A 22,393-nucleotide genomic window follows, 5' to 3' on the forward strand; every position below is an offset into this window, starting at 1 on the left:
GAGTCGCTATGCCTGCTTTTATTTTGTGCCTGGATGACCATGCCGCCCTGGCCAGTACCCTGGCAGAACAATTAAGCCAGCAGCAGCCGGTATCGGTATTGCCGCTGGAGCGCCGCCATTTTCCCGATGGCGAGCTGTATTTTAATGTGCCGGCCGATGTGCAGGGGGCCGATATTATTGTGTTGTGCCACCTGCATCAGCCCGGTGAAAAAGCGCTGGCACTGTGGTTTATGGCCCGCCATCTGCGTGATATGGGGGCGCGGCGTATTGGCCTGGTCACCCCGTATCTGGCCTATATGCGTCAGGATATCCGTTTTCAGCCGGGCGAATGCTTAACCTCCAAATACTTTGCTGAACTGATCAACCTGAGTTTTGATTTTTTAATCACCATCGATCCGCATCTGCACCGTTACCACCACCTGAATGAAATCTACCGTATTCCGGCCACCGCGCTGCATGCCACCAGTGAAATTGCCGCTTATTTGCGTCAGCAGGTGAATAATCCAGTAATCATCGGCCCGGATGAAGAAAGTGAGCAGTGGGCACGGGAAGTGGCCGAACAGGCCGGCTGTGACGTCCTGGTGTTAACCAAAATCCGCAGTGGTGACCGTGATGTGGCCATCGACCTGCCCGACGTGCAGCGCTACGCCAGCCATCAGCCGGTACTGGTGGATGACATTATTTCCACCGGCCACACCATGCTGCGCACCGCCGAGCAACTGGTGCAGCAGGGCTTACAAAAACCCTTGTGCATCGGTGTGCACGCCGTATTTGCCGAAGGCGGGGCGGGTTTGCCCTCGGCCGCCGAAGAAATGCAGGCTGGCCCGGTCGCCGGCGTCATTACCTGTAACTGCATTCCGCACCCTACCAATGCCATTGATATCAGCCCGCTGCTGGTTCCCACCATTCTGCAGCATCTGAAGGAAGCCTGACTATGAACCTGTATCACACGCTGACCCAACCCGAATCTGTGCAGACGCTGACTGCCAGCGCGCGCCAGTTACGCGAACAGCATGCTGGTTTTGCTGCCTGGGCGGCTGGCGGCGGCGTTATCTGCCACAGCGACAAAACTCAGGTACAGGTCGCGGCACTGGCAGAAGAACTGCTGGCCGCCGGCCATATTGCTGACGTTGGCGAGTGTTACCAGGCGCTCAGCGCGCTGGATTGCCTGACCAATCAGGCGATGTGGCTGGTGGTGCACATGACCTACGCCAAAAATGTATTTCTTGATGGCCGCGATATGCAGCCGGACGATTTCAAACGCGATCCGCAGGGCCACACCGGTGGCTCGCTGAATATGGTACCGGCTTATGCCGGCATGCTGGCGCTGAACCGCTTAACCGGCCAGCCGCGCGACTGGCTGATGGGGCAGGGGCACTGTGTGGCCGCCGTCGATGCGCTGCAATTACTCACCGGCACCGCACTGTCGGAACGCCGCCAGCAGTACCCTCTGAACGATGACGGGTTAAGCCGGTTTACCCGCGATTTTTACAATTACCGGGTACGCCCGGACGGCAAACCGCTGTCGCCGCTGGGCAGCCATGTGAACGTACACACCGCCGGCGCCCGTATTGAAGGTGGTTATTTAGGCTTTGCCGGCCTGCAATATGTGCATCAGCCCTTACCCGGTGAGCGGCTGGTGGCCTTTTTAAGCGATGGCGCCTTTGAAGAACAGCGCGGCAGCGACTGGGCGGCGCGCTGGTGGCGCGCCGAAGACACGGGTTTAGTCAGCCCGGTGATGATTGCCAATGGCCGCCGCATTGACCAGCGCACCACGGTTGCCCAGCAGGGCGGCACTGAGTGGTTTGTGGAACATCTGCGTCATCAGGGCTTTGCGCCCTTTGTGATAGATGGCCGTGATCCGGCCGCCTTTGTCTGCGCCATTTTTGCCATGGAGCAGGAATTACAGCGCCTGGGGGCGGCGGTACAGTGCGGTGACAGCCGTTACCCGGTGGCATTGCCCTATTGCATTGCTGAAACCATCAAGGGCTATGGCTTCCCGGGCGCCGGCACCAACGCCGCCCACGGTTTACCGCTGGGCAGCAACCCGCGCCGCGATGCTGAGGCGCTGCGTTTCTTCCACAAAGGGGCCAAAGCCCTGTGGCAGGATGAGCAACAATGGCGCGCCGCCGTGGCTGAATTGAAGCAACCAAAAACCCCGGCTGCGCCAGTGGCGGTGACGGTGAACCGCCACGATCCGCACTGGCACAAAGACAACATTTCCCCCATGGCGGCGCTCGATGGCTATTTTGTTGACCTGATTGAGGTGAACCCGCAGCTGCGCGTGCGGGTGGGTAACCCGGACGAACTCAGCTCCAACCGCATGAACCAGACCCTCGATCACCTGAAACACCGGGTGACTGATCCGGAAGACGGGGTGGCCGAGGCCGTCGACGGTGCGGTGATTACCGCCCTTAACGAAGAAGCCGTGGTCAGCGCCTGTCTGGCCAATCAGGCCGGTCTGAACATGGTGGTGTCGTACGAAGCGTTCTCCACCAAAATGCTGGGCGCGTTGCGGCAAAGCATTATTTTTTCCCGGCACCAGAAAGAAGCCAACGATCCGGCTTCCTGGCTGGGTATTCCGGTTATTTCTACGTCGCACTTGTGGGAAAACGGCAAAAACGAACAGAGCCATCAGGACCCCAGCCTGGCGGAAGCCTTGCTGGGTGAAATGTCCGATATGGCGCGGGTGGTGTTCCCGGCCGATGGCAACAGTGCCATGGCCTGTCTGAAAGCCTGTTATGGCGACCTCGGTACGGTCTGGAACTTAGTGGTGCCGAAATCCGTGGTGCCGACCGTATTGGATGGCAAGCAGGCGGCAGCGCTGGTGCGCGATGGCGCTATTTGCGTGCGGGGGCATTGTGGGGCTGATCTGCAGCTGGTGGCCTGCGGGGCGTTTCAGTTGCAGCAGGCGTTGAAAGCGTCTGATCGCCTGCAGCAGCGGGGCGTAGCGCATTCGCTGATTTATCTGCTCGAACCGGGTCGCTTCCGCATTGCCCGCGATGCCCATGAAGCCGAAATTATGGCCGATGCATCGGTACTGGAATCGCTGTTCCCGGCCCGGGTACAGGGCCGGGTGTTGTTAACCCATACCCGTCCGGAAGTACTGTTGGGCCATGCCCGGCTGCTGGATCTGGGGCCGGCGCGTACGGTAGCGCTGGGCTATGTGAATCAGGGCGGGACGCTGGATACCGAAGCGTTACTCTTTGCCAACCATTGCACCTGGGCCGATGCGCTGGCGGCGCTGGCGCGCCTGGCTGGTCAGCCGCCTCAGCAGTGGCTGAGTGAGGAAGAATGGGCGGCCATTCAGGGAGAGGGCGATCCGTATCAGGTGATTAAACACCCCTATCCGGATGGCTTGTAAACGATTTATAAGACCAGGTAAGACCGGGCGCTTCGTTCTGAAACGCCCATCTTCGTACAGTCAGCTCAAACGGCTTCGCTGGGCTGGTTGCGGCCCCGGGAAACCGGGTTGCTGTATTCCAGTGAGGGGTCATCCAGACTGGCCAGCTTCAGCAATGTCATATCAAGAAAATAATTCTGATACAGCTTCCACGGTCGTTCGTCACCCTGCTGCGGAATCTGGTCTTTTACCCGGGCAATATAGCCCGACTGCATGTTAATAAAGGGCAGGCGCTTAATACCGGCGTTATGGTTGCGCGGTGTTACCTGGCGTACGCCTTTCTCATCCATATGCTGCAGCAAACGGCAGACATAGCTGGAAATCAGATCCGCTTTTAAGGTCCAGGAGGCGTTGGTGTAACCGAACACCATGCCCATATTGGGCAGGTTCTCGAACATCACCCCGCGGTAGCTCATGCTCTGGTTTGGCACGAACGGCTGACCATCCACGCTCACCTGCATTTTGCCCAGCATCTGCACCTTCAGGCCGGTGGCGGTAATAATAATATCGGCCTCCAGCGTTTTACCGGATTTCAGCAGAATGCCGTTTTCGACAAAACGGTCGATATGGTCTGTCACCACCGAGGCTTTACCGGCGGAAATGGCTTTAAACATATCGCCCTCCGGTACCGCGCACAGACGCTCGTCCCAGGGATTATATTTCGGCGTAAAGTGCTGCATATCGAAACCGGCCGGTAATTGTTTTTTTACCGTCCACTGCAGTAATTTCCGGGCGGCATTGGGAAAGCCTTTGCAGAAGCGGAACAGGCCCAGGGTAATAGAAACGTTGCGACCGCGGATAATGCGGTAGGCCCATTTCTGCGGCAACAGCGCGCGTAATACCTTCACCATGGCATCCTGTTGCGGCACGGTTAATACATAAGAGGGTGAGCGCTGCAGCATGGTAATGTGCGCGGCTTTGTCGGTCATGGCCGGCACCAGGGTGACGGCGGTGGCACCACTGCCGATGACCACGACTTTTTTATTCTGGTAATCGAGATTTTCCGGCCAGAATTGCGGGTGAATAACCTGGCCGTTGAAATCGTCGCGGCCAGCGAATTCCGGTGTAAAACCTTCCTCATAGCTGTAATAACCGGTGCAGCTGAGTAAAAAGTGGCAGCTGTATTCTTTCGTGCTGCCATCGGCCTGCTGTACGTCGACCGTCCACAGTGAGGTGCTGCTGTTAAAGCGTGCCGCGGTGACTTTTTGCTGGTAACGGATGTGCGGTTCGACGTTATTTTCGGCGGCGGCTTCGCGGATGTAATTGCGGATATCGGCACCATCGGCGATGCCTTTTTTGTTGTTCCAGGGCTTAAATTCATAGCCCAGGGTAAACATATCGGAATCGGAGCGGATGCCGGGGTAACGGAACAAATCCCAGGTGCCACCGCTGGCGTTGCGGCCTTCCAGAATCGCAAAGGTTTTATGCGGTAATTCTTTTTTCAGGTGACAGGCGGCACCAATACCGGACAGGCCGGCGCCGATAATAAGAACGTCAAAATATTCAGTTGCCATAATCTGTTCCGCTGCTGTGTGGTCGTTATTGTTGTCACTGCGCTGAGCTGAGTAAGTCTCTGAGCGTTACTGTCGGGCAGGCGGCTGTAAAAAAACAGGTGCGGCCCTGACATCTTTTACCGGTGTGGGTAGGGCGGAAGCGCGGATGGGGTAGTAAAGCCCGTGGAATCTGGGTTTTGGCAGGGGGTTAGTTCAGGCCATGACGCTGCAGAGCGATGCGTCCGCTGGGGGAAATGACCACGCCTTCGGCGCGCAGTAATTGCAGTTGGCGGGCATAAGCCGGGCTGGCGGGCGGAAAACTGCTGCGCCCCTGGGCGTTAATCACCCGGTGCCAGGGCAGGCGGCTGCCTTCCGGCAACCGTTGCAGCATTTGCCCCACCCAGCGGGCGCGGCGCGGAAAACCGGCTAAGGCGGCCAGCTGTCCGTAAGTAACCACCGTACCGGCGGGAATGGCCGCCAGCACGGTGTACAGCCGTTCGGCCGCACTGACGGCGGCCGTATCAGGCTGGTGGCTATTCGTCATTACAGACGCAGACCACCGTCGACTTCGACCACGCGGCCCGACATATAGTCGTTTTCCAGCAGGAAAGACACGGCGTGGGCAATTTCATCCGGTACACCCATGCGCTTGGCCGGAATGCCGGCAGTCATTTTTTCCAGCGCTTCCGGTTTCATGCTGGCGGTCATTTCGGTCGCGATAAAGCCCGGCGCAATGGCGTTGGCGCGGATGCCGTAACGGGCCAGTTCTTTCGCCCACACCACGGCCATGCTGGCGACACCGGCTTTGGCGGCCGAGTAGTTGCTCTGGCCCATGTTGCCGGCGCGGGAAATGCTGGAAATATTGATGATGCAGCCGCCTTCGCCGCCCTTGATCATCTGCACCGCCGCTTCCCGGCCGCACAGGAATACACCGGTTAAGTTCACATCGATCACCGACTGCCACTGCGCCAGGCTCATCTTGGTGACTTCACCGTCTTTCACTTTCACCATCAGACCGTCGCGCAGAATACCGGCGTTATTCACCAGGCCATGCAGGCCACCGAGGTCAGCGCTGATAGCGGCGAAAGTGGCCTCCACCTGATCTTCTTTGGCCACGTTGCAAACGTAGCTGCGGCCGGTGCTGCCGGCCGCTTCGACCTGACGCAGGGTTTCCGCCATGTGGCTTTCGTCCAGATCGATAATGGCCAGACGCGCGCCCTTGCTGGCCAGATACACGGCCATAGCACGACCCAGACCCTGGCCTGCGCCGGTAACAGCAATAACTTTATTGTGCAGATTCATAGCAAAACTCCTGAAGGATGTGAGGCACCGGTTGGCACAAAACGCGGCGATTATAAGGAATGCCGGCCTGATTTGCCCTGTCTGGATTAATGTCGCGCAGAAAAATGACCATTTTGTTGCTCTGGTCATAATTTTAATGTGCATTTATGCCAATGATTGTGCGCGCTTTGCACATTGCCGCGGGCTGCCGGCAGGGGTAGCCTGAGGTTCGTCACGTCCTATAACAATAACGAGGACCCCGCATGACTCTGCCATTAGCCGGTTTAACCGTGCTGGATTTGTCGCGCTTATTGCCTGGCCCAATGTGCTCATTGCACCTGCAGGATATGGGCGCGCGGGTAATAAAAATAGAAGACACCCACGCCGGGGATTACACCCGCAGTCTGGGCATGCCGAAAGGGCTGACCAGCCCGGTGTTTCATATTCTGAACCGTGGCAAAGAATCGGTGAGCCTTGATCTCAGCCATCCGGACGGGCATCAGTTGCTGCTGCAGCTGGTGGCCCGCGCCGACATTCTGCTGGAAAGCTTTCGCCCCGGGGTGATGAAAAAACTCGGCCTCGGCTACGAACGTCTGTGCGCGGTGAACCCGCAGCTGGTGATGTGCTCCATCACCGGCTTTGGCCAGACCGGCCCCTGGGCCAATAACGCCGGCCACGATATGAATTACTGCGCCACCGCCGGCATTCTCGACCAGAGCGGTGAAGCCGGCGGGCCACCGGCGCTGGGTAATTTTCAGATTGCCGATCTCGCCGGTGGCTCACTGAGTGCGGCCATGGCCATTCTGGCGGCGGTGGTGGGGCGCTTTCGCCACGGCGAGGGAAGTTATCTGGATATTTCCATGACCGACTGCGCCTTTGCCAATAACGTTATTCCGCTGGCCGCCATGAATTTAATGGGCAAAGCCATGCCGCGCGGGCAGGACATGCTCACCGGTGCGCGCCCCTGTTACAGCCTTTATAAAACCGCCGATAACCGCTATATGGCGGTGGGCGCGCTGGAACAGAAATTCTGGCATCAGCTGTGCGACGTTTTGGCACAACCTGACTGGAAAACCCGTTACCACGATATGGGGCCGCTGGCCGAACAATTACGCGCGGAAGTAGCAGCAGTTTTTGCTGCTCAGCCTCAGGCGCACTGGCGTGAAGTATTTGCCGCCACCGACTGCTGTGTTACTCCGGTATTAACGCCGCAACAGGCCTTTGAACATCCGCAATTACTGGCGCGGGAAATGGTGCAAACCCTGACCACGCCACAGGGGCAAACCCTGCGCTGCCCGGCGACGCCTTTCTGTTTTAATGAACCAAAACCCCAGCATCTCCGGCCTGGCCCGCAGCAGGGTGAACACAGCGTCAGCATCCTGCAGAACCTGGGGATTACGGATACTCAAATTCAGCAATGGCAGCAGGTCGGTGTTATCCGGACGGCGTCTGAACATTCTTAACCCGTAAATTCAAATAATAAATCAGGAGCAACAATATGATTCCACGTCACGTCTACACCGAAGAACACGATTTATTCCGCGACAATGTGCGCAAGTTTATGCAGCGTGAAATTCAGCCGCACTGGGAAGAGTGGGAAGCGCAGGGGCATATTTCCCGCGAAGCCTGGCACAAAGCCGGTGAGACCGGTTTATTGTGTACCCACCTGCCGGTGGAATACGGCGGTTCCGGGGTGGATTTTCGTTATTCCTCCATCGTTATTGAAGAACAGGCCTATGTGTTTTCATCCGGCCCGGGTTTTTCCCTGCACTCCGACATTGCCGCGCCCTATATTCTGCATTACGGCAGTGAAGAACAAAAACAACACTGGTTGCCCAAACTCTGTACCGGTGAAGTAATTACCGCCATTGCCATGACCGAACCGGGCACCGGTTCTGACCTGGCGGGGGTGCGTACCACCGCCGTAGCGGATGGCGACGACTACATTATTAACGGCTCCAAAACCTTTATTACCAACGGCCAGATGGCCGATCTGTATATTGTGGTGTGTAAAACCGACACCAGCGCTGGCGCTAAAGGCGTGAGTTTATTTCTGGTTGAAGGCACCCGTGCCGGTTTCAGCCGCGGTAAAAACCTGAATAAGGTGGGAATGAAAGCGCAGGATACTTCGGAACTGTTTTTCGACAATGTACGGGTACCGAAAGAGAACCTGCTGGGCCAGAAAAATGCCGGTTTTATTTATTTAATGCAGGAACTGGCGCAGGAACGTTTAAGTGTGGCCATCGGTGGCGTAGCGTCAGCCCGTGCCTGCTACGACGAAACGGTTAAATACGTAAAAGAGCGTCAGGCCTTCGGTAAGCCGATTGCGGCGCTGCAGAATACCCGCTTTAAACTGGCGGAATTACGCACCGAACTGGATGTAACCCAGTGTTATGTGGATCGCTGTCTGGAACTGCACTGCGAAGGCAAGCTGAGTGTCGACGATGCCGCCGCGGTAAAACTCTGGGCCACGGAAGCGCAGTTCCGCATTATTGACGCCTGCGTGCAGCTGCACGGTGGTTACGGTTATATGTGGGAATACCCGGTGGCGCGCGCCTGGGCTGATTCGCGCGTACAGCGGATTTATGCCGGTACCTCAGAAATTATGAAAGAGATTATTTCGCGGACGATTTAAACCATCTCAGTCAGAACAGTATGCCACCATGATGGTGCATTATTCTGCTGCCAGACACGCCGTGAATGCATCCATGCAGGCTCCGCTGCCGCATCGATCCCCACGACGGGGTGAATGCCTGATTTTATCGGGAATAAAATCAGGCCCGCGGCAGAGGGTCTGTCAGCAAAACAATACACCCGGTGGCAATATGAAAAGTCGCTGATGGTTCAGTCTTGATGGTTAACAAGGGATATAAAAATGACTGATGCTTATATATTTGACGCCGTCCGAACCCCGCGCGGCAAAGGTAAGAAAGATGGCAGTCTGCATGTGGTAACCCCGGTCAATTTAATGGCCGGCTTATTGCGCGATTTACAGCAGCGACACCAGCTGGATACCCGTCTGCTGGACGATGTGGTGCTGGGTTGTGTGGAACCGGCGATGGAGCAGGGCGCTGATATTGCCCGCACTGCGGTATTAATGGCCGATTACGCGCAAACCTGTGCCGGTACGGTGGTCAGCCGTTTCTGTGCCTCGGGGCTGGAAGCGGTGAATATGGCGGCGGCCAAAGTGAAGGCCGGTGAAGCGCAATTAACCATTGGCGGTGGGGTGGAATGTATGTCACGGGTGCCGATGGGTGCCAGTGGCGGTGCGTATTACACCGACCCGTCGGTGACTAATAAATTATCCTTCGTGCCGCAGGGGATTTCTGCCGATTTAATTGCCACACTGCACGGATTTTCCCGTACCGATGTAGACGCCTACGCGGTGGAATCCCAGCGGCGCGCCAAGCACGCCTGGGACAATGGTTATTTTAAAAATTCCGTTATGCCGGTTAAAGACCAGTTTGGTTTAACCCTGCTGGCGCACGACGAACTGATGCGCCCGGACGCCACACTGGAATCGCTGGCGACGCTTAAACCTTCCTTTGAGGTGCCGGGCAATATGGGCTTTGATGCCATTGCCCAGCAGGTGTATCCGCAGGTAGAGCGTATTCATCATGTGCACCACGCCGGTAATTCATCCGGCATTGTGGATGGCGCTTCTGCGGTATTAATCGGTACCAAAGAAATGGGCCAGGCGCTGGGTTTAAAACCCCGCGCACGCATCCGTGCCGCCGCCTCGGTGGGTTCCGAACCTACCATTATGCTCACCGGCCCGGCGCCGTCAGCGCGTAAAGCACTGAAAAACGGCGCCATGCAGGCCAGCGATATTGATTTATGGGAACTGAACGAAGCTTTTGCCTCGGTCGTGCTGTTGTTTATGCAAGAACTGAACATCGACCACAGCAAAATCAACGTTAATGGTGGTGCCATCGCCATGGGTCATCCGCTGGGTGCCACGGGGGCGATGATTTTAGGCACCGTGCTGGATGAGCTGGAACGCCGGGATCTGAATACGGCCCTTATCAATCTCTGTGTCGGCGGCGGCATGGGGACGGCCACGATTATTGAGCGCGTTTAAAAGCATTGGCTTTTACGATTTGAGGAAAGATTATGAGTACTTTTACACAGGAAATCGACGCTCAGGGCCTGGCCGTTCTTACCTGGAACGATCCCAATGGTCCGGTCAATTCACTGGCCCAGAGTGCGGTGCTGGCACTGGGCAAAGCCATCGATGATTTACTGGCCAATGATGCGGTAAAAGGCATTGTATTAACATCCGGTAAAGCCGATTTTGTCGTTGGTGCCAATTTAAAAGAAATTCAGACCATGCCGCAGAATGCGGAAACAGTGCTGAATTTTGTCCGCAGTCTGCATGCCATTACCCGACGCATGGAGCAGGGCGGTAAACCCATTGTCGCGGCCATGAACGGCACCGCATTGGGTGGTGGTATGGAAGTGGCGCTGGCCTGCCACCATCGTATTGCGGCCGACAACCCGAAAGCGGTGTTTGGTTTTCCGGAAGTCAATCTCGGCCTGCTGCCCGGGGGTGGCGGTACGCAGCGGCTGGCGCGCATGCTGGGCATTCAGGCGGCGATGCCCTGGTTGTTGCAGGCCACACAGGCGAAAGCCAAAGAAGCCCAGGCGGCCGGTTTCATTAATGCCGTTGTACCGGCCGAGCAGTTAATCAGTGCCGCCAAAGAGTGGCTGCTGGCCAATCCGGCGGCCTGCGTCCAGCCCTGGGACGAGAAGAAATTTAAACTGCCAAATGGCGAAGTACAGTCAGCAAAAGTGGCACAGGTCTTTATGGGTGCCGAAGCCATGCTGCGCCAAAAAGGCATGGGTAATTACCGCGCGCCGCAATTAATTCTGCAGGCCCTGTACGAAGGCTGTCAGGTGCCCTTTGATGCTTCACTGGAAATTGAAGCGCGGTATTTTACGGAATTACTGCTGTCGGACCAGGCCAAAGCCATGATCCGCACCTTCTTTGTGGCGTTGCAGGATGCCAATAAACTGAAAAACCGCCCTCAGGGCGTGGATAAAAAACAGTTTCAGAAAATCGGTATTTTAGGTGCCGGCATGATGGGTGCGGGTATTGCCTATGCTGCGGCCATCAGCGGTATGCAGGTGGTGTTACTGGATAGCACTCAGACCGCCGCGGATAAGGGTAAGGCGTATTCAGATGAGTTGCTGAAAAAGCGTGTCGCGCGCGGCAAAATGACGGCTGAAAAAGCCACCATTACTCTGGCGCATATTCTGCCTACTACGGATTTTAAGGATCTGAAAGGCTGCGAGCTGGTGATTGAAGCGGTATTTGAAGAGCGCACCATTAAAGCCGAGGTTACCGCCAGGGCCGAAGCGGTGCTGGCAGACGACGCAATTTTTGCTTCCAATACTTCCACGCTGCCGATTACCGGGCTGGCCGAAGCGAGTAAACGTCCGGCGCAGTTTATTGGCCTGCACTTCTTTTCACCGGTCGATAAAATGCCGCTGGTGGAAATTATTCTGGGCCAGCAAACCAACCAGCAAACCCTGGCCTGGGCGCTGGATTTTGTTCAGCAAATTAAGAAAACCCCCATTACCGTAAACGACAGCCGCGGTTTTTATACCTCGCGGGTATTTAAAACCTATGTGTTGGAAGGCATGGCGTTATTGCAGGAAGGGGTGGCGCCGGCGCTGATTGAAAATGCCGGTAAACTGGCCGGTATGCCGGTCGGGCCGCTGACCCTAAGCGATGAGGTGTCACTGGAACTCATGGACCGCATCGGCCGCCAGACCCAGCAGGATCTTGGCGCTGCCTATGTACCGCATCCGGGCGATGCCGTGGTGCAAACCATGGTGCATGAGTTAAAGCGTATCGGTAAAAAAGCCGGCGTTGGTTTTTATACCTACCCAACTGAGCCAGGCGCGAAAAAAACGCTGTGGACTGGACTGGCCGAACATTTTCCGGTCGCAACACAACAACCGGACGTGGAGACTGTCAAGCAACGCCTGTTGTACGCGCAGGCGGTGGAAGCACTGCATTGCCGTGCCGAAGGGGTTATTACCCGCGCCCATGAAATGGATATTGGTTCCATTTTTGGCTGGGGTTTTGCCGCCCATACCGGTGGGGTGATTTCCTTTATTGAAACCATTGAAGGGCTGGCGTCGTTTATTGCTAATGCCGATGCTCTGGCTGAGCGTTGCGGTAACCGCTTCCGCATACCGGAAAGTGTGCGGGATATGGCGGCCGCCGGACGGTCTTTTTATTAAGGAGTGTAAATGCGGGAGCAGAGCGGGCTTCAGGCCCGCTCTTCCGCCCACTGTTCTTTTATTTGCAGAACCTGCGGCAGCAATTCAATAAACAGCGGTACCAGTTCCGGATCAAAATGTTTACCCGCTTCGTCGCGCAATAACTGCACCGCTTGTTCTACCGGCCAGGCTTTTTTGTAAGGCCGCTCGCTGGTCAGGGCATCGAACACATCGGCAATGGCCACTATGCGGCCTTCCAGCGGAATATCGGTACCGGCTAAACCGGCCGGGTAGCCACTGCCGTCCCATTTTTCATGGTGGCTGACCGCAATATCATGCGCCATTTTCAGTAACCCGCTGCTGTGCTGGCCAATAATACGGCCGCCAATGGCGGCGTGGGTTTGCATAACCTGCCATTCGTCTGCATCCAGCTTGCCGGGCTTGCGCAAAATGGCATCGGGGATACCGATTTTTCCCACATCGTGCATGGGCGCGGCGTGCAGAATACGTTCAGCATCGGCGTCACTGAAACCCGCAGCCCGGGCTAACAATTGTGTGTAACGGCTCATGCGGATAACGTGCAAACCGGTTTCGTTATCTTTGTATTCCGCCGCCAGCCCCGGCAGCATGGACAACAGGGTCAGCAGCGGGTCGTAGTGAAATTGCACCGGTTGCGATGGCCAGGTGCCGGGTGCTGCGGGTGCGGCTCAGGCGTGCCAGACCAGCGATCTGCAGCGCCATGGCCGATGTCAGGATGGCGATCAGTACTGACAACAGCACAATGCCGTGGTTATGTTCCATGGGCAGTAAGTGGTTGATGGTGCCGGGCGGAACAAACCAGTCATTCAGTGTCATCAAGATATCTCCTGTCTGTTTTATAGGTCGCAGTATACAGAGGGCAGCGGTACTGTTCAGTGTTGGCGGTATTGGGGCTACCTAACCTGAAGTATGGCAGGCGGTTGTGGCTCTTCTACGCTGTCGGCACAAACCGGAGGCCTGTTATGAAGTTTATTCAGAATTTATCCATGCGGCATAAGCTGCTGATTCTTATTTTGCCAGCCATGCTGGTGTTGCTGATGCTGTTTGTGGAGCGTACCCACGGTTATCTGGGGCAGTATCAGGCGATGCAGCATCTGCAGCAGCAGGCCGCGTTATTACAGCTGCTCGACCCGGTGGTAACGGAATTGCAGAAAGAGCGTGGCCGCTCGGCGGTGTTTTTATCCAGCCGGCAGGCCCCGGCAGAGGCCACGGCCGCCCTGCAGGCGCAGTACCAGAGCAGTGACCGGGTGTTGTCTGGCTGGCAGCAGGGGTTAACCCAATGGCTGCAGAACAACGAGGCGCTGTCAGCGTTAACCGATTTTCAGCAACAGCTGCAGAAGCTCAGCCAGGTGCGCAATCAGGTGCTGGCTCATGCCATCAGCGGCGCAGAAGCGCTGCGCATCTATACCGATCTGGTTCATCAGGGGATGGCCTTTACCGGCCGTACATTACGGTCGGTGCAGGAGCCGGATATTCAGCGCCGGATGAGTGCCTATGCCGCCATTTCCAACCTGACAGAAGTAGCAGGACTGGAACGTGCACGGGGTGCTGCCTACCTCCGAATGGGTACATTCGAGCGGGCGGATTTATTACCGGTTACCCGCCTGCAGGGGCAACAGGAATCACTGCAGGCACAGGTGCCCTTGTTTTTGTATGAACAGGAAATGACCGACTGGAACAGCGCACTCAACAGCGCCGATAACCGCCAGTTTGAGGGTTTCCGTCAGCGTCTGAATGATCCCCAGGCGGCCGCCGCGATTACGCCGGCACAATGGTTTCAGCAAGCCACCGTGCGTATCAGCGTGCTGAATAACAGCAAAGAACAGCTGGTGCAGATTATTGCGGCTGATGCCGTCCAGCTGCAGCAGGCCGCTGCCACGGATTTATGGACGGAAACCGCGTTAATGGCTCTGGTGGTGTTGCTGGTGGTGGTGATGTCGGTGGTTATTTCGGCGCAGGTCAACGGCCAGGTGGGTGGGTTATTAAAGGTTATCCGCACCTCGATGCAGGAAAAGGATTTGTCGGTGCGGGTGCCGGTATCGTCACTGGATGAAATTGGTGAAGTGGCGGCGGCAGTGCAGGAATTATTTCTGGCTTTTTCCCGCGCCCTGGACCAGCTCGATAATGCCAGCCTGCAACTGGCGGCGGCGATGGAAGAAAGTGCAATGACCGCCGGTAAAAATGCCCTGCAGCTGGAACACCAGCAACAGCAGGTCGAGCAGGTAGCAACGGCGACGGAAGAAATGTCGGCCACTTCCGAACAGATTTCCCAGCATACCCAGCGGGTGGCGGATGCGGCCGTGAGTGTGCGCTCAAAGAGCGAAGCGGGGGAAGAAACCGTTAAACAGAGTGTCAATCAGGTGCAGCGTCTGGCCGGATCGGTACAGGGTGTGGACCAGTTAATGCAGGATCTGCAGCACCGCAGCGATTCAATGATTGAAGTGATTGATGTTATCCGTAACGTTGCTGACCAGACCAATCTGCTGGCGCTGAATGCGGCGATTGAAGCCGCCCGGGCCGGTGAGCATGGCCGCGGTTTTGCAGTGGTTGCTGATGAGGTACGCACGCTGGCCCAGCAAACCCACAGTTCCACCCAGAAAATTCAGGAGATTATCGAAAGCTTTACCGAACTGGCCGCAACGGCAACCCATTCCATTGAAAGCAGCCATAAAATTGCTGATGAAGCACTGCTGCAGTCGAAAGAGCTGGAACGCACCTTTGACGATATTCTTAACGATGTAAAAGGCATTTCTGATATGGCGTCGGAAATTGCCACAGCCTCGGAAGAGCAGGTGGCGGTAAGCCGGGAAGTGGCCCGCAGTATGGAAATGATCCGTGATGATTCGGCCCAGACGTATCAGGGCGCGATGGAAATACGTTCGGTTACCCAGAATCAGTCGGCACTGGCAACGGAATTAAAAGATCTGGCGGGTGAATTCAAAACTCATTGATGTCTTTGCGGAATAAAAAAACGGCGGTAAAAACCGCCGTTTTTTTTATAGCGTTAGCAACACTTCAGACGTTAAAGCGGAAATGCACGACGTCACCGTCCTGAACGATGTAGTCCTTGCCTTCCAGACGCCATTTACCGGCTTCTTTGGCGCCGTTTTCACCCTTGTACTGAATAAAATCGTTATAGCTGATGACTTCGGCGCGGATAAAACCACGTTCAAAGTCGGTGTGAATAGCGGCGGCGGCGCGCGGTGCGGTATCACCCACTTTAATGGTCCAGGCGCGCACTTCTTTTACGCCGGCGGTAAAGTAAGTTTGCAGGCCCAGAAGCTGGTAACCGGAGCGGATAACCCGGTCCAGGCCGGCTTCTTCCATGCCCATTTCCTGCAGGAATTCCAGTTTGTCTTCGTCGTCCAGCTCGGCAATTTCCGCTTCGATTTTATTGCAAACGGCTACGACGGAAGCGCCTTCGGAAGCGGCAATCGCCGTTACGGTATCCAGGTGCGGGTTGTTCTCAAAACCGTCTTCGGCCACGTTGGCAATATACATGGTCGGTTTAATGGTCAGCAGATGAAAGGTGCGGGCGAACTTACGCTCGTCATCGTTCAGCTCCAGCATGCGCGCGGTTTTACCCGCTTCAAAATGCGGAATCAGACGTTCCAGCAGCGCTTTCTGTGCCACCGCATCTTTGTCACCGCCTTTGGCGATACGGACAATGCGCTGGTACTGTTTTTCGCAGGATTCGAGATCGGCCAGAATCAGCTCGGTATTGATAATGTCGATGTCGTCGGCCGGATTAACGCGGTTGGCCACGTGGATTACGTTGTCGTCTTCAAAGCAACGCACGACGTGGGCAATGGCATCGGTTTCACGGATATTGGCCAGGAACTGGTTACCCAGGCCTTCGCCCTTGGAGGCGCCTGCCACCAGACCGGCGATATCCACAAATTCCATGGCGGTCGGCACCACGCGCTCGGGTTTTACAATGGCCGCCAGTTCATCCAGCCGCTTGTCGGGCATTGGTACGATGCCGGAGTTCGGTTCAATGGTACAGAACGGGAAGTTTTCGGCCGCAATGCCGGATTTGGTCAGGGCGTTGAAGAGGGTGGATTTACCCACGTTGGGCAGGCCCACGATACCGCATTTGAATCCCATAACAGGTCCTGTATATGTTCGTAAAAAATTTGCCGGGTAGTTTACCCGATTTCAGCCTTTAAAGGAGTGCAGACGGTTCATGGCTTTGGCCAGATCACCGCCCAGGGCCTGCGGCAGCACACAGAGTGCTTCGTCGATAACATCCTGCATGGCTTTCAGTTCGGCCTGTGAGGGTTTGCCCAGTACATGGCCGGTCACTTTGCTTTTATCGCCAGGGTGGCCGATACCTATGCGCAGACGGTGAAAATTCTGGTTATTACCCAGTTTGCTGATAATGTCGCGCAGCCCGTTCTGACCACCATGGCCACCGCCGAATTTGAATTTGGCCTGGCCGGCGGGCAAATCCAGCTCGTCATGCACCACCAGAATCTGGGCCGGGGCCAGCTTATAAAAATTCGCCAACGCCTGTACCGCATTACCGCTTAAATTCATAAAGGTGGTGGGAATCAGCAGCCAGCAATCCTGTCCGCCAATACGGCCTTTGCCATACAAACCGTGAAATTTTCGTTCCGGCAGAAGTTGGATGCCTTCCTGACGGGCCAGTTTTTCAACCAGCCAGGCACCGGCATTGTGGCGCGTGTGTTGGTATTCGGCTCCGGGGTTTCCGAGGCCGACAATCAGCTGAATAGAGTCGCTCATAACGGGTCGGCTCCCTGCAGAATGATGTCAGATAGATCAATGCGACCAGACATAAAAAAAGCGGGGACCAGCCCCGCTTTTTTGTTACCACCGGAGCAGAAATTACTCGGCGGCGGCTTCTTCGTCGTCACCGCCTTTAACGGCCAGAACAGACACAACGGCGTCGTCGTGGTCAGCACCGTGTGCCAGTTCCACAGACTCAACGCCTTTCGGCAGTTTCAGGCCAGACAGGTAAACAACGTCACCAACATTCAGCGCAGCCATATCGACTTCGATGAACTCCGGCAGGTCGCCGGCAGAGCACAGAACGTCGATGCTGGTCAGGTGGTGAGCAATTTTGCCACCGCCGGTTTTCACGCCCACGCAGACGTCTTCGTTGATGAAGTGCAGCGGGATGTGCGCTTTGATCTTGGTGGATTTGTTCACGCGCAGGAAGTCAGCGTGCCATACCATCGGCTTGGCCGGGTGACGCTGCAGGTCCTGCAGTACAACCTGTTCGGCTTTGTCGCCGATGGTCAGGGTGATGATGCTGTTGTAGAACGCTTCGTTTTCCAGAGCTTTGTTCAGCTCGTTCACTTTCAGAGTGATGGAAACTGGCTTGCGGTCGTTACCGCCGGCTTTACCACCGTAAACTACGGCTGGTACGCCATTTTCGCGACGCAGGCGGCGGCTCGCACCTTTCCCTTCGTCTTCGCGAAGTACTGCAGACAGAGTAAATTCTGACATGGTCTTTCCTCATGGTTTTGACATAAAAGCCGCCAGAGCTTGCGACCAGCTCGGGCGGCCCGGATAAAAACGGTTATTTCAGCGGGTTCGGTAAGAACCTTTACAGCCGTTCCTCAGCGGAACATCGCACTGATGGATTCTTCGTTGTTAACGCGGCGTACGGCTTCGGCCAACAGACCAGCAATGGTCAGCTGACGGATTTTACCGATGGCTTTGGCGGCTTCAGACAACGGAATAGTGTCGGTAACAACCAGCTCATCCAGTTCAGCCATAGCCAGACGCTCAACAGCGGGGCCGGATAATACAGGATGGGTACAATAAGCGACAACTTTTTTGGCACCGAATTCTTTCAGTGCTTTAGCGGCCTGACACAGGGTGCCGGCGGTATCGACCATGTCGTCAACCAGTACACAGGTACGGCCGTTCACATCACCGATAATGTTCATCACTTCAGACACGTTGGCTTTCGGACGACGCTTGTCGATGATGGCCAGATCAACGTTCAGCTGTTTGGCGATGGCGCGGGCACGAACCACACCGCCGATATCCGGGGATACCACCACCAGGTTTTCGTAATTCTGACGTTCCAGATCGTCAATCAGTACCGGAGAGCCGTACACGTTATCCACCGGCACATCGAAGAACCCCTGAATCTGGTCGGCGTGCAGGTCAACAGTCAGTACGCGGTCAATACCGGCGCCAGACATCATGTCGGCAACGGCACGGGCACTGATCGGTACCCGGGCTGAGCGCGGACGGCGATCCTGACGGGCATAACCAAAGTAGGGAACCACGGCGGTAATACGGCTGGCTGACGCGCGACGCAAGCCGTCGGCCATCAGCAGAATTTCCATCAGATTATCATTAGTCGGTGCGCAGGTCGGCTGCATGATGAACACATCTTTGCCGCGCACGTTTTCATGAATTTCGATGGTAATTTCACCATCACTGAATTTGCCAACAGTGGCTTCACCAAGGGGGATATCCAGGCGCTCAACAACGAGTTTCGCCAGTTCCGGATTTGCATTTCCGGAAAAAACCATCAATTTAGACACAGTTGTCCCCTTTGATGCACATTTTCAATGATGGAAAGAAGAGATTTGGCTGGGGTGGTAGGACTCGAACCTACGAGTGGCGGGATCAAAACCCGCTGCCTTACCACTTGGCGACACCCCAGCATCTTTTAAGACGGTCTGAATAATACCCTATGGGCCGGTGATTGGTTAACACCTTTAGCCACAAAGGCCACATATTCAGCCGGTAACTGGTCAGAAACTCTGATAGCTTCTGCCTCAGAACCGAAGCTTGAAAATATGCAAGCTCCAGTGCCCGTCATCTTAGCAGGGGATAATTTATTTAGCAAATTCAATGCGTTACCGATTTCCGGGTAAAGCACTGTGACAACTTGCTGGCAGTCATTTCTGCCCCCTTGCCTCAACGCGGTGCGAATATTAATGGGGGCCGTATCACGGGTCAAGCCCTCATGTGAAAAAATTTTCCCAGTATTAACATGCACTTGTGGGCACACCACCAGATACCAGGGTTCCGGCAGTTCCGGCACGGCCGTCAGCTGCTCTCCCACGCCTTCGGCGAAGGCCGCCGCACCCCGTACAAACACCGGTACGTCGGCGCCCAGGGTCAGGCCCAGAGTGGCCAGTTCGTCCGGGCTCAGCTGCAGTTGCCAGAGTTCGTTCAGCGCCAGCAGGGTAGTAGCGGCATCGGAACTGCCGCCGCCCAGACCGCCGCCCATGGGTAATGTTTTATCCAGCCGGATATCAGCCCCGCAGGTTTTGCCGGCCCGTTGTTGTAACAAGCGGGCGGCGCGGATAATCAGGTTGTCTTCAAACGGCACGCCATCAATGGCCGGCACCAGGGTCAGTTCATTGTCGTCCCGGCGGCGGAAATGCAGGGTGTCGCCATAATCCAGAAACTGAAACAGGGTTTGCAGGTTGTGGTAACCATCCGGCCGGCGGCCGGTAATGTGCAGCATCAGGTTGAGTTTGGCCGGTGCCGGTACACTCAGCCAGCGGGTGTCAGTCATTGAGGGTCCATTCCTGAATGGCAAAGGTAAAACGGAAATCGTAGCCGCTGATGCGGATTAACCCCGGCAGCCAGTAACCACCACGCTGCTGGTAACGGGAATAACGGATCTCCCAGCCGTGCTGCTGTAATTGGGTCAGTAACCCCTGGTCACTGTATTGGCTGGTAACACGACCGTTGGGGCTGGGCTGGCCTTTTACCCAATAGCGGATATCCGAGACCGGAAAATTCCAGCCCAGATGCGTCAGCATCAGTTGTTCCGGGCTGCGCGCCTGTTGGGGTTGTGGCCAGCCGGGCAGGCTGAGTTCGGCCTGTTGGCGGTTGCCTTGCAGACGGGAGGAGCCACTGCCGAACGGTCCGGCAATAAATAAATCGTACTGATCCTGCTGCTGCTGCCAGGTTAAATAACCGGTAACGCTGTCGTCCGGAGTGACGACGGATAATTTCCCCCGCACCTGCCAGTTGTGCAATTCATTCAGCCGGGTCAGCTGGCCTTCTTTGCCGCCCTGGGGCAGCAGTGCGGCACAGCCACCAAGCAGCAATAAGGCCAGGGCCAGCGCCGTTAAACGGGTAATGCGTAACATAGAACCTCAGAAGCCGGATGAGCCGGAAGCGCCCGGATTAACCTGCAGGCGCTCCAGTGTACGGTCGATGATGGGGCTGTCGGGGGTTTGTTCATAGCCCTGCTGCCAGACCTCAAGGGCCCGTTCGCGGTCACCGGTCAGCCACAATACTTCGCCCAGATGGGCGGCGATTTCGTGGTCAGGCATCAGGCTGAAGGCCTGCTCCAGCAGGGGCAGGGCTTTATCAATATCGCCCATACGGAAATAGACCCAGCCCAGGCTGTCGATGACCGCCGGATTATCCGGGGAAATTTCCAGCGCGCGTTCAATAAACGGCAGGGCTTCGGCCCAGCGTTCGGTGCGGTCGGCCAGGGCGTAACCCAGTGCGTTCAGGGCTTCGGCATGCTGTGGCTGGCGCTCAATAATATGGCGTAAATCCGCTTCCATTAAGGGCAGATTATCCGTACGTTCGGCCAGCATGGCGCGGGTATAGCGCAGATCAATATGCTCTGGCTGCTGTTGCAGTTCGTCGCTCAGCAGGTTCAGCGCGGTCTGGTATTCACCGGCGCTGCTGAGCAGTTCAATTTCGATGCGTAATAAATCTGTCTGATGCTGTGGGTGTTGTTGCTGCTGTTCCTGCAGAAAATCCCGCGCGGCTGCCAGGCCATGTTCCTGTTCCATCAGTTGTGCTGCCCGCAGCTGGGCCGGCAAAAACTCGCGACCGCTGTCAACCTGGCTGAAATGATTGATGGCCTGATCCGGGCGCCCTTCTTTGTCGGCGATGCGGCCCAGATAAAAGTGCGCTTCGTTAACATGCGCCTGGCTGGCCAGCAGTTGGTAAAAACAGGCGCTGGCCTGCTCGTACTGGCCGGCTTCCTCGTACAACAGTGCCAGCGACAGCAGAATGGCGGCGTCTTCCGGAAAGTTTTTATGCAGCTCGCTGAAGGCGTTCAGGGCATCCTCCATGCGCCGTTGTTCCAGCAGAATACGCGCCTGTAATACCTGAATGCCCTTGTTCTGCGGATGTTGGCGGCGCAGTTTCTGTAACCACTGCAGGGCGTCATCCGGACGTTTCAATAACACCAGAATACGGGCTTTCTGAATGCCGGCGCTCAGGTGCTGCGGGTCTTTTTGCAGGGCTTTTTCGGTGCTGTGGAGTGCCTCGTCATACCGGGCCAGATGCTGCTGCATAATGGCGCAGGCGTACCAGAGCGAAGCATTATCGGGCTGCTGCTGTAACAATTGCTGCAAATGCTGCAGCAGTTCCTGTTGCTGCTCTGCTGGCAGGTGGCCGGCATTGGCGGCCAGATAATCGTACTGGCTGATGCCGGTAAGACGCTGCAATTCCTCAAGATGTTGCAACGCCTGCTGGTGCTGGCCTTGCTCCATCAGCAGCTGCGCTGCGGCCTGATGCGGCGCCGGGTTGTCCGGCTCGGACTGCAGCCAGATATCAACCGCTTCGCTGGCATGCGGTGGGCTGCCGACAAATTGCGCAATGCGGGCAGCCCGCTCGGCAATCGCCGGGTCGCCGGTGGTGCGGGCCTGATCCATATAGTGGTAGAGCGCAATATCGAAACGCTGGCGCTGGCCGGCCATTTCGGCAACCAGCAGGGAATACAGTGTTGCAGCTGGAATGGGCCTGGCCGCTGTGGTTGCTGCTCCGGTTGCGGGGGCAGCGACAGTGGCGTTGGTAATCGGTGCCGCAGCCGGTGCAGCTGGCGCTGCGGCAGGGGGCGTGGTCAGCGTGGTGCAGCCACTGAGTAATAACAGCAGCCAGCCCGCCGGTATGAAAAACGCCGGCCGGCGCAAAGAAAACCCACAACACACTGACAACATAAGACAACAATCCGGTGATTCAGGCCCACTATTTA

At 56.4% G+C, this 22,393-nt stretch carries 19 protein-coding genes and 1 tRNA gene; 7 read left to right on the forward strand and 13 right to left on the reverse strand.

The features are described 5' to 3' along the window. Positions 1 to 8: 8 nt before the first annotated feature. Both GJQ55_RS03370 and GJQ55_RS03375 read left to right on the forward strand, forming a co-directional pair. Positions 9 to 932, forward strand: coding sequence for a ribose-phosphate diphosphokinase (locus GJQ55_RS03370; RefSeq protein ID WP_228346106.1), 924 nt, complete (start codon positions 9 to 11; stop codon positions 930 to 932). A gap of 2 nt (positions 933 to 934) precedes the next feature. Next, complete coding sequence (locus GJQ55_RS03375; protein WP_228346107.1) at positions 935 to 3,364, forward strand: phosphoketolase family protein; 2,430 nt, start codon at positions 935 to 937, stop codon at positions 3,362 to 3,364. A gap of 65 nt (positions 3,365 to 3,429) precedes the next feature. On the opposite strand, the gene GJQ55_RS03380 is transcribed toward GJQ55_RS03375, so the two are convergent. The 3 genes from GJQ55_RS03380 to GJQ55_RS03390 form a co-directional block, all read right to left on the reverse strand. Continuing rightward, entirely contained in the window at positions 3,430 to 4,917 is a 1,488-nt protein-coding gene (locus tag GJQ55_RS03380; RefSeq protein ID WP_228346108.1) for a flavin-containing monooxygenase, read from the reverse strand. Positions 4,918 to 5,104: 187 nt separating this feature from the next. Continuing rightward, on the reverse strand, positions 5,105 to 5,440 hold the full coding sequence (locus GJQ55_RS03385; protein WP_228346109.1) for an MGMT family protein: 336 nt from the start codon (positions 5,438 to 5,440) through the stop codon (positions 5,105 to 5,107). Continuing rightward, complete coding sequence (locus GJQ55_RS03390; protein ID WP_228346110.1) at positions 5,440 to 6,198, reverse strand: SDR family oxidoreductase; 759 nt, start codon at positions 6,196 to 6,198, stop codon at positions 5,440 to 5,442. Before GJQ55_RS03390 ends, GJQ55_RS03385 begins: the two co-directional genes overlap by 1 nt. Before the next feature lie 242 nt (positions 6,199 to 6,440). On the opposite strand from GJQ55_RS03390, the gene GJQ55_RS03395 reads away from it, so the two are divergent. From GJQ55_RS03395 to GJQ55_RS03410, 4 genes are all read left to right on the forward strand, one after another. Beyond that, positions 6,441 to 7,640, forward strand: coding sequence for a CaiB/BaiF CoA transferase family protein (locus tag GJQ55_RS03395; RefSeq protein WP_228346111.1), 1,200 nt, complete (start codon positions 6,441 to 6,443; stop codon positions 7,638 to 7,640). 35 nt (positions 7,641 to 7,675) lie between these two features. Then, positions 7,676 to 8,812, forward strand: coding sequence for an acyl-CoA dehydrogenase family protein (locus GJQ55_RS03400; RefSeq protein ID WP_228346112.1), 1,137 nt, complete (start codon positions 7,676 to 7,678; stop codon positions 8,810 to 8,812). Positions 8,813 to 9,052: 240 nt separating this feature from the next. Continuing rightward, positions 9,053 to 10,258, forward strand: a complete 1,206-nt coding sequence (locus GJQ55_RS03405) for an acetyl-CoA C-acetyltransferase (RefSeq protein WP_228346113.1) — start codon at positions 9,053 to 9,055, stop codon at positions 10,256 to 10,258. A gap of 32 nt (positions 10,259 to 10,290) precedes the next feature. Continuing rightward, positions 10,291 to 12,429 (forward strand): 3-hydroxyacyl-CoA dehydrogenase NAD-binding domain-containing protein, encoded by a 2,139-nt coding sequence (locus tag GJQ55_RS03410; protein WP_228346114.1) that lies wholly within the window; start codon positions 10,291 to 10,293, stop codon positions 12,427 to 12,429. A gap of 29 nt (positions 12,430 to 12,458) precedes the next feature. Here GJQ55_RS03410 and GJQ55_RS03415 read toward each other — a convergent pair whose 3' ends face one another. Both GJQ55_RS03415 and GJQ55_RS03420 read right to left on the reverse strand, forming a co-directional pair. Beyond that, positions 12,459 to 13,076, reverse strand: coding sequence for an HD-GYP domain-containing protein (locus GJQ55_RS03415; protein WP_228346115.1), 618 nt, complete (start codon positions 13,074 to 13,076; stop codon positions 12,459 to 12,461). Beyond that, the gene (locus GJQ55_RS03420; protein ID WP_338149187.1) at positions 13,003 to 13,263 is read right to left on the reverse strand and encodes an MHYT domain-containing protein; all 261 of its coding nucleotides are present in this window, start codon (positions 13,261 to 13,263) and stop codon (positions 13,003 to 13,005) included. The genes GJQ55_RS03415 and GJQ55_RS03420 overlap by 74 nt, the downstream gene beginning before the upstream one ends. 146 nt (positions 13,264 to 13,409) lie before the next feature. Here GJQ55_RS03420 and GJQ55_RS03425 point away from each other — a divergent pair, with 146 nt between their 5' ends. Continuing rightward, on the forward strand, positions 13,410 to 15,398 hold the full coding sequence (locus GJQ55_RS03425) for a methyl-accepting chemotaxis protein (RefSeq protein WP_228346117.1): 1,989 nt from the start codon (positions 13,410 to 13,412) through the stop codon (positions 15,396 to 15,398). A gap of 64 nt (positions 15,399 to 15,462) precedes the next feature. Here GJQ55_RS03425 and ychF read toward each other — a convergent pair whose 3' ends face one another. The 8 genes from ychF to GJQ55_RS03465 all read right to left on the reverse strand — a co-directional run bounded on the left by ychF (position 15,463) and on the right by GJQ55_RS03465 (position 22,358). Next, positions 15,463 to 16,554 (reverse strand): redox-regulated ATPase YchF, encoded by a 1,092-nt coding sequence (gene ychF, locus GJQ55_RS03430; RefSeq protein ID WP_228346118.1) that lies wholly within the window; start codon positions 16,552 to 16,554, stop codon positions 15,463 to 15,465. Between the two features lie 51 nt (positions 16,555 to 16,605). Continuing rightward, positions 16,606 to 17,193 (reverse strand): aminoacyl-tRNA hydrolase, encoded by a 588-nt coding sequence (gene pth, locus GJQ55_RS03435; protein ID WP_228346119.1) that lies wholly within the window; start codon positions 17,191 to 17,193, stop codon positions 16,606 to 16,608. Between the two features lie 102 nt (positions 17,194 to 17,295). After that, complete coding sequence (locus GJQ55_RS03440) at positions 17,296 to 17,919, reverse strand: 50S ribosomal protein L25/general stress protein Ctc (protein WP_228346120.1); 624 nt, start codon at positions 17,917 to 17,919, stop codon at positions 17,296 to 17,298. Positions 17,920 to 18,032: 113 nt separating this feature from the next. Further along, a complete protein-coding gene (locus GJQ55_RS03445) occupies positions 18,033 to 18,974 on the reverse strand; it encodes a ribose-phosphate pyrophosphokinase (RefSeq protein WP_228346121.1) in 942 nt (313 codons plus the stop codon). Between the two features lie 46 nt (positions 18,975 to 19,020). Then, positions 19,021 to 19,095: transfer RNA gene (locus tag GJQ55_RS03450), tRNA-Gln, on the reverse strand. A 7-nt stretch (positions 19,096 to 19,102) separates the two neighbouring features. Then, a complete protein-coding gene (gene ispE / locus GJQ55_RS03455) occupies positions 19,103 to 19,960 on the reverse strand; it encodes a 4-(cytidine 5'-diphospho)-2-C-methyl-D-erythritol kinase (RefSeq protein WP_228346122.1) in 858 nt (285 codons plus the stop codon). Continuing rightward, positions 19,953 to 20,543, reverse strand: coding sequence for a lipoprotein insertase outer membrane protein LolB (lolB, locus tag GJQ55_RS03460; RefSeq protein ID WP_228346123.1), 591 nt, complete (start codon positions 20,541 to 20,543; stop codon positions 19,953 to 19,955). The genes ispE and lolB overlap by 8 nt, the downstream gene beginning before the upstream one ends. Before the next feature lie 6 nt (positions 20,544 to 20,549). Further along, complete coding sequence (locus GJQ55_RS03465) at positions 20,550 to 22,358, reverse strand: tetratricopeptide repeat protein (RefSeq protein WP_228346124.1); 1,809 nt, start codon at positions 22,356 to 22,358, stop codon at positions 20,550 to 20,552. Positions 22,359 to 22,393 lie beyond the last annotated feature (35 nt).

It is taken from the genome of Venatoribacter cucullus (genome assembly GCF_016132445.1).
Lineage (GTDB): Bacteria > Pseudomonadota > Gammaproteobacteria > Pseudomonadales > Oceanobacteraceae > Venatoribacter > Venatoribacter cucullus.

Coding starts and splice junctions, on each gene's coding strand:
- GJQ55_RS03400 (WP_228346112.1), top strand. CDS start 7,676: ATGATTCCACGTCACGTCTACACCGAAGAACACGATTTATTCCGCGAC.
- GJQ55_RS03390 (WP_228346110.1), bottom strand. CDS start 6,198: ATGAATCTGCACAATAAAGTTATTGCTGTTACCGGCGCAGGCCAGGGT.
- GJQ55_RS03420 (WP_338149187.1), bottom strand. CDS start 13,263: ATGACACTGAATGACTGGTTTGTTCCGCCCGGCACCATCAACCACTTA.
- GJQ55_RS03465 (WP_228346124.1), bottom strand. CDS start 22,358: ATGTTGTCAGTGTGTTGTGGGTTTTCTTTGCGCCGGCCGGCGTTTTTC.
- GJQ55_RS03410 (WP_228346114.1), top strand. CDS start 10,291: ATGAGTACTTTTACACAGGAAATCGACGCTCAGGGCCTGGCCGTTCTT.
- GJQ55_RS03395 (WP_228346111.1), top strand. CDS start 6,441: ATGACTCTGCCATTAGCCGGTTTAACCGTGCTGGATTTGTCGCGCTTA.
- lolB (WP_228346123.1), bottom strand. CDS start 20,543: ATGTTACGCATTACCCGTTTAACGGCGCTGGCCCTGGCCTTATTGCTG.
- GJQ55_RS03380 (WP_228346108.1), bottom strand. CDS start 4,917: ATGGCAACTGAATATTTTGACGTTCTTATTATCGGCGCCGGCCTGTCC.
- GJQ55_RS03370 (WP_228346106.1), top strand. CDS start 9: ATGCCTGCTTTTATTTTGTGCCTGGATGACCATGCCGCCCTGGCCAGT.
- GJQ55_RS03385 (WP_228346109.1), bottom strand. CDS start 5,440: ATGACGAATAGCCACCAGCCTGATACGGCCGCCGTCAGTGCGGCCGAA.
- GJQ55_RS03405 (WP_228346113.1), top strand. CDS start 9,053: ATGACTGATGCTTATATATTTGACGCCGTCCGAACCCCGCGCGGCAAA.
- GJQ55_RS03425 (WP_228346117.1), top strand. CDS start 13,410: ATGAAGTTTATTCAGAATTTATCCATGCGGCATAAGCTGCTGATTCTT.
- GJQ55_RS03440 (WP_228346120.1), bottom strand. CDS start 17,919: ATGTCAGAATTTACTCTGTCTGCAGTACTTCGCGAAGACGAAGGGAAA.
- GJQ55_RS03375 (WP_228346107.1), top strand. CDS start 935: ATGAACCTGTATCACACGCTGACCCAACCCGAATCTGTGCAGACGCTG.
- ispE (WP_228346122.1), bottom strand. CDS start 19,960: ATGACTGACACCCGCTGGCTGAGTGTACCGGCACCGGCCAAACTCAAC.
- pth (WP_228346119.1), bottom strand. CDS start 17,193: ATGAGCGACTCTATTCAGCTGATTGTCGGCCTCGGAAACCCCGGAGCC.
- ychF (WP_228346118.1), bottom strand. CDS start 16,554: ATGGGATTCAAATGCGGTATCGTGGGCCTGCCCAACGTGGGTAAATCC.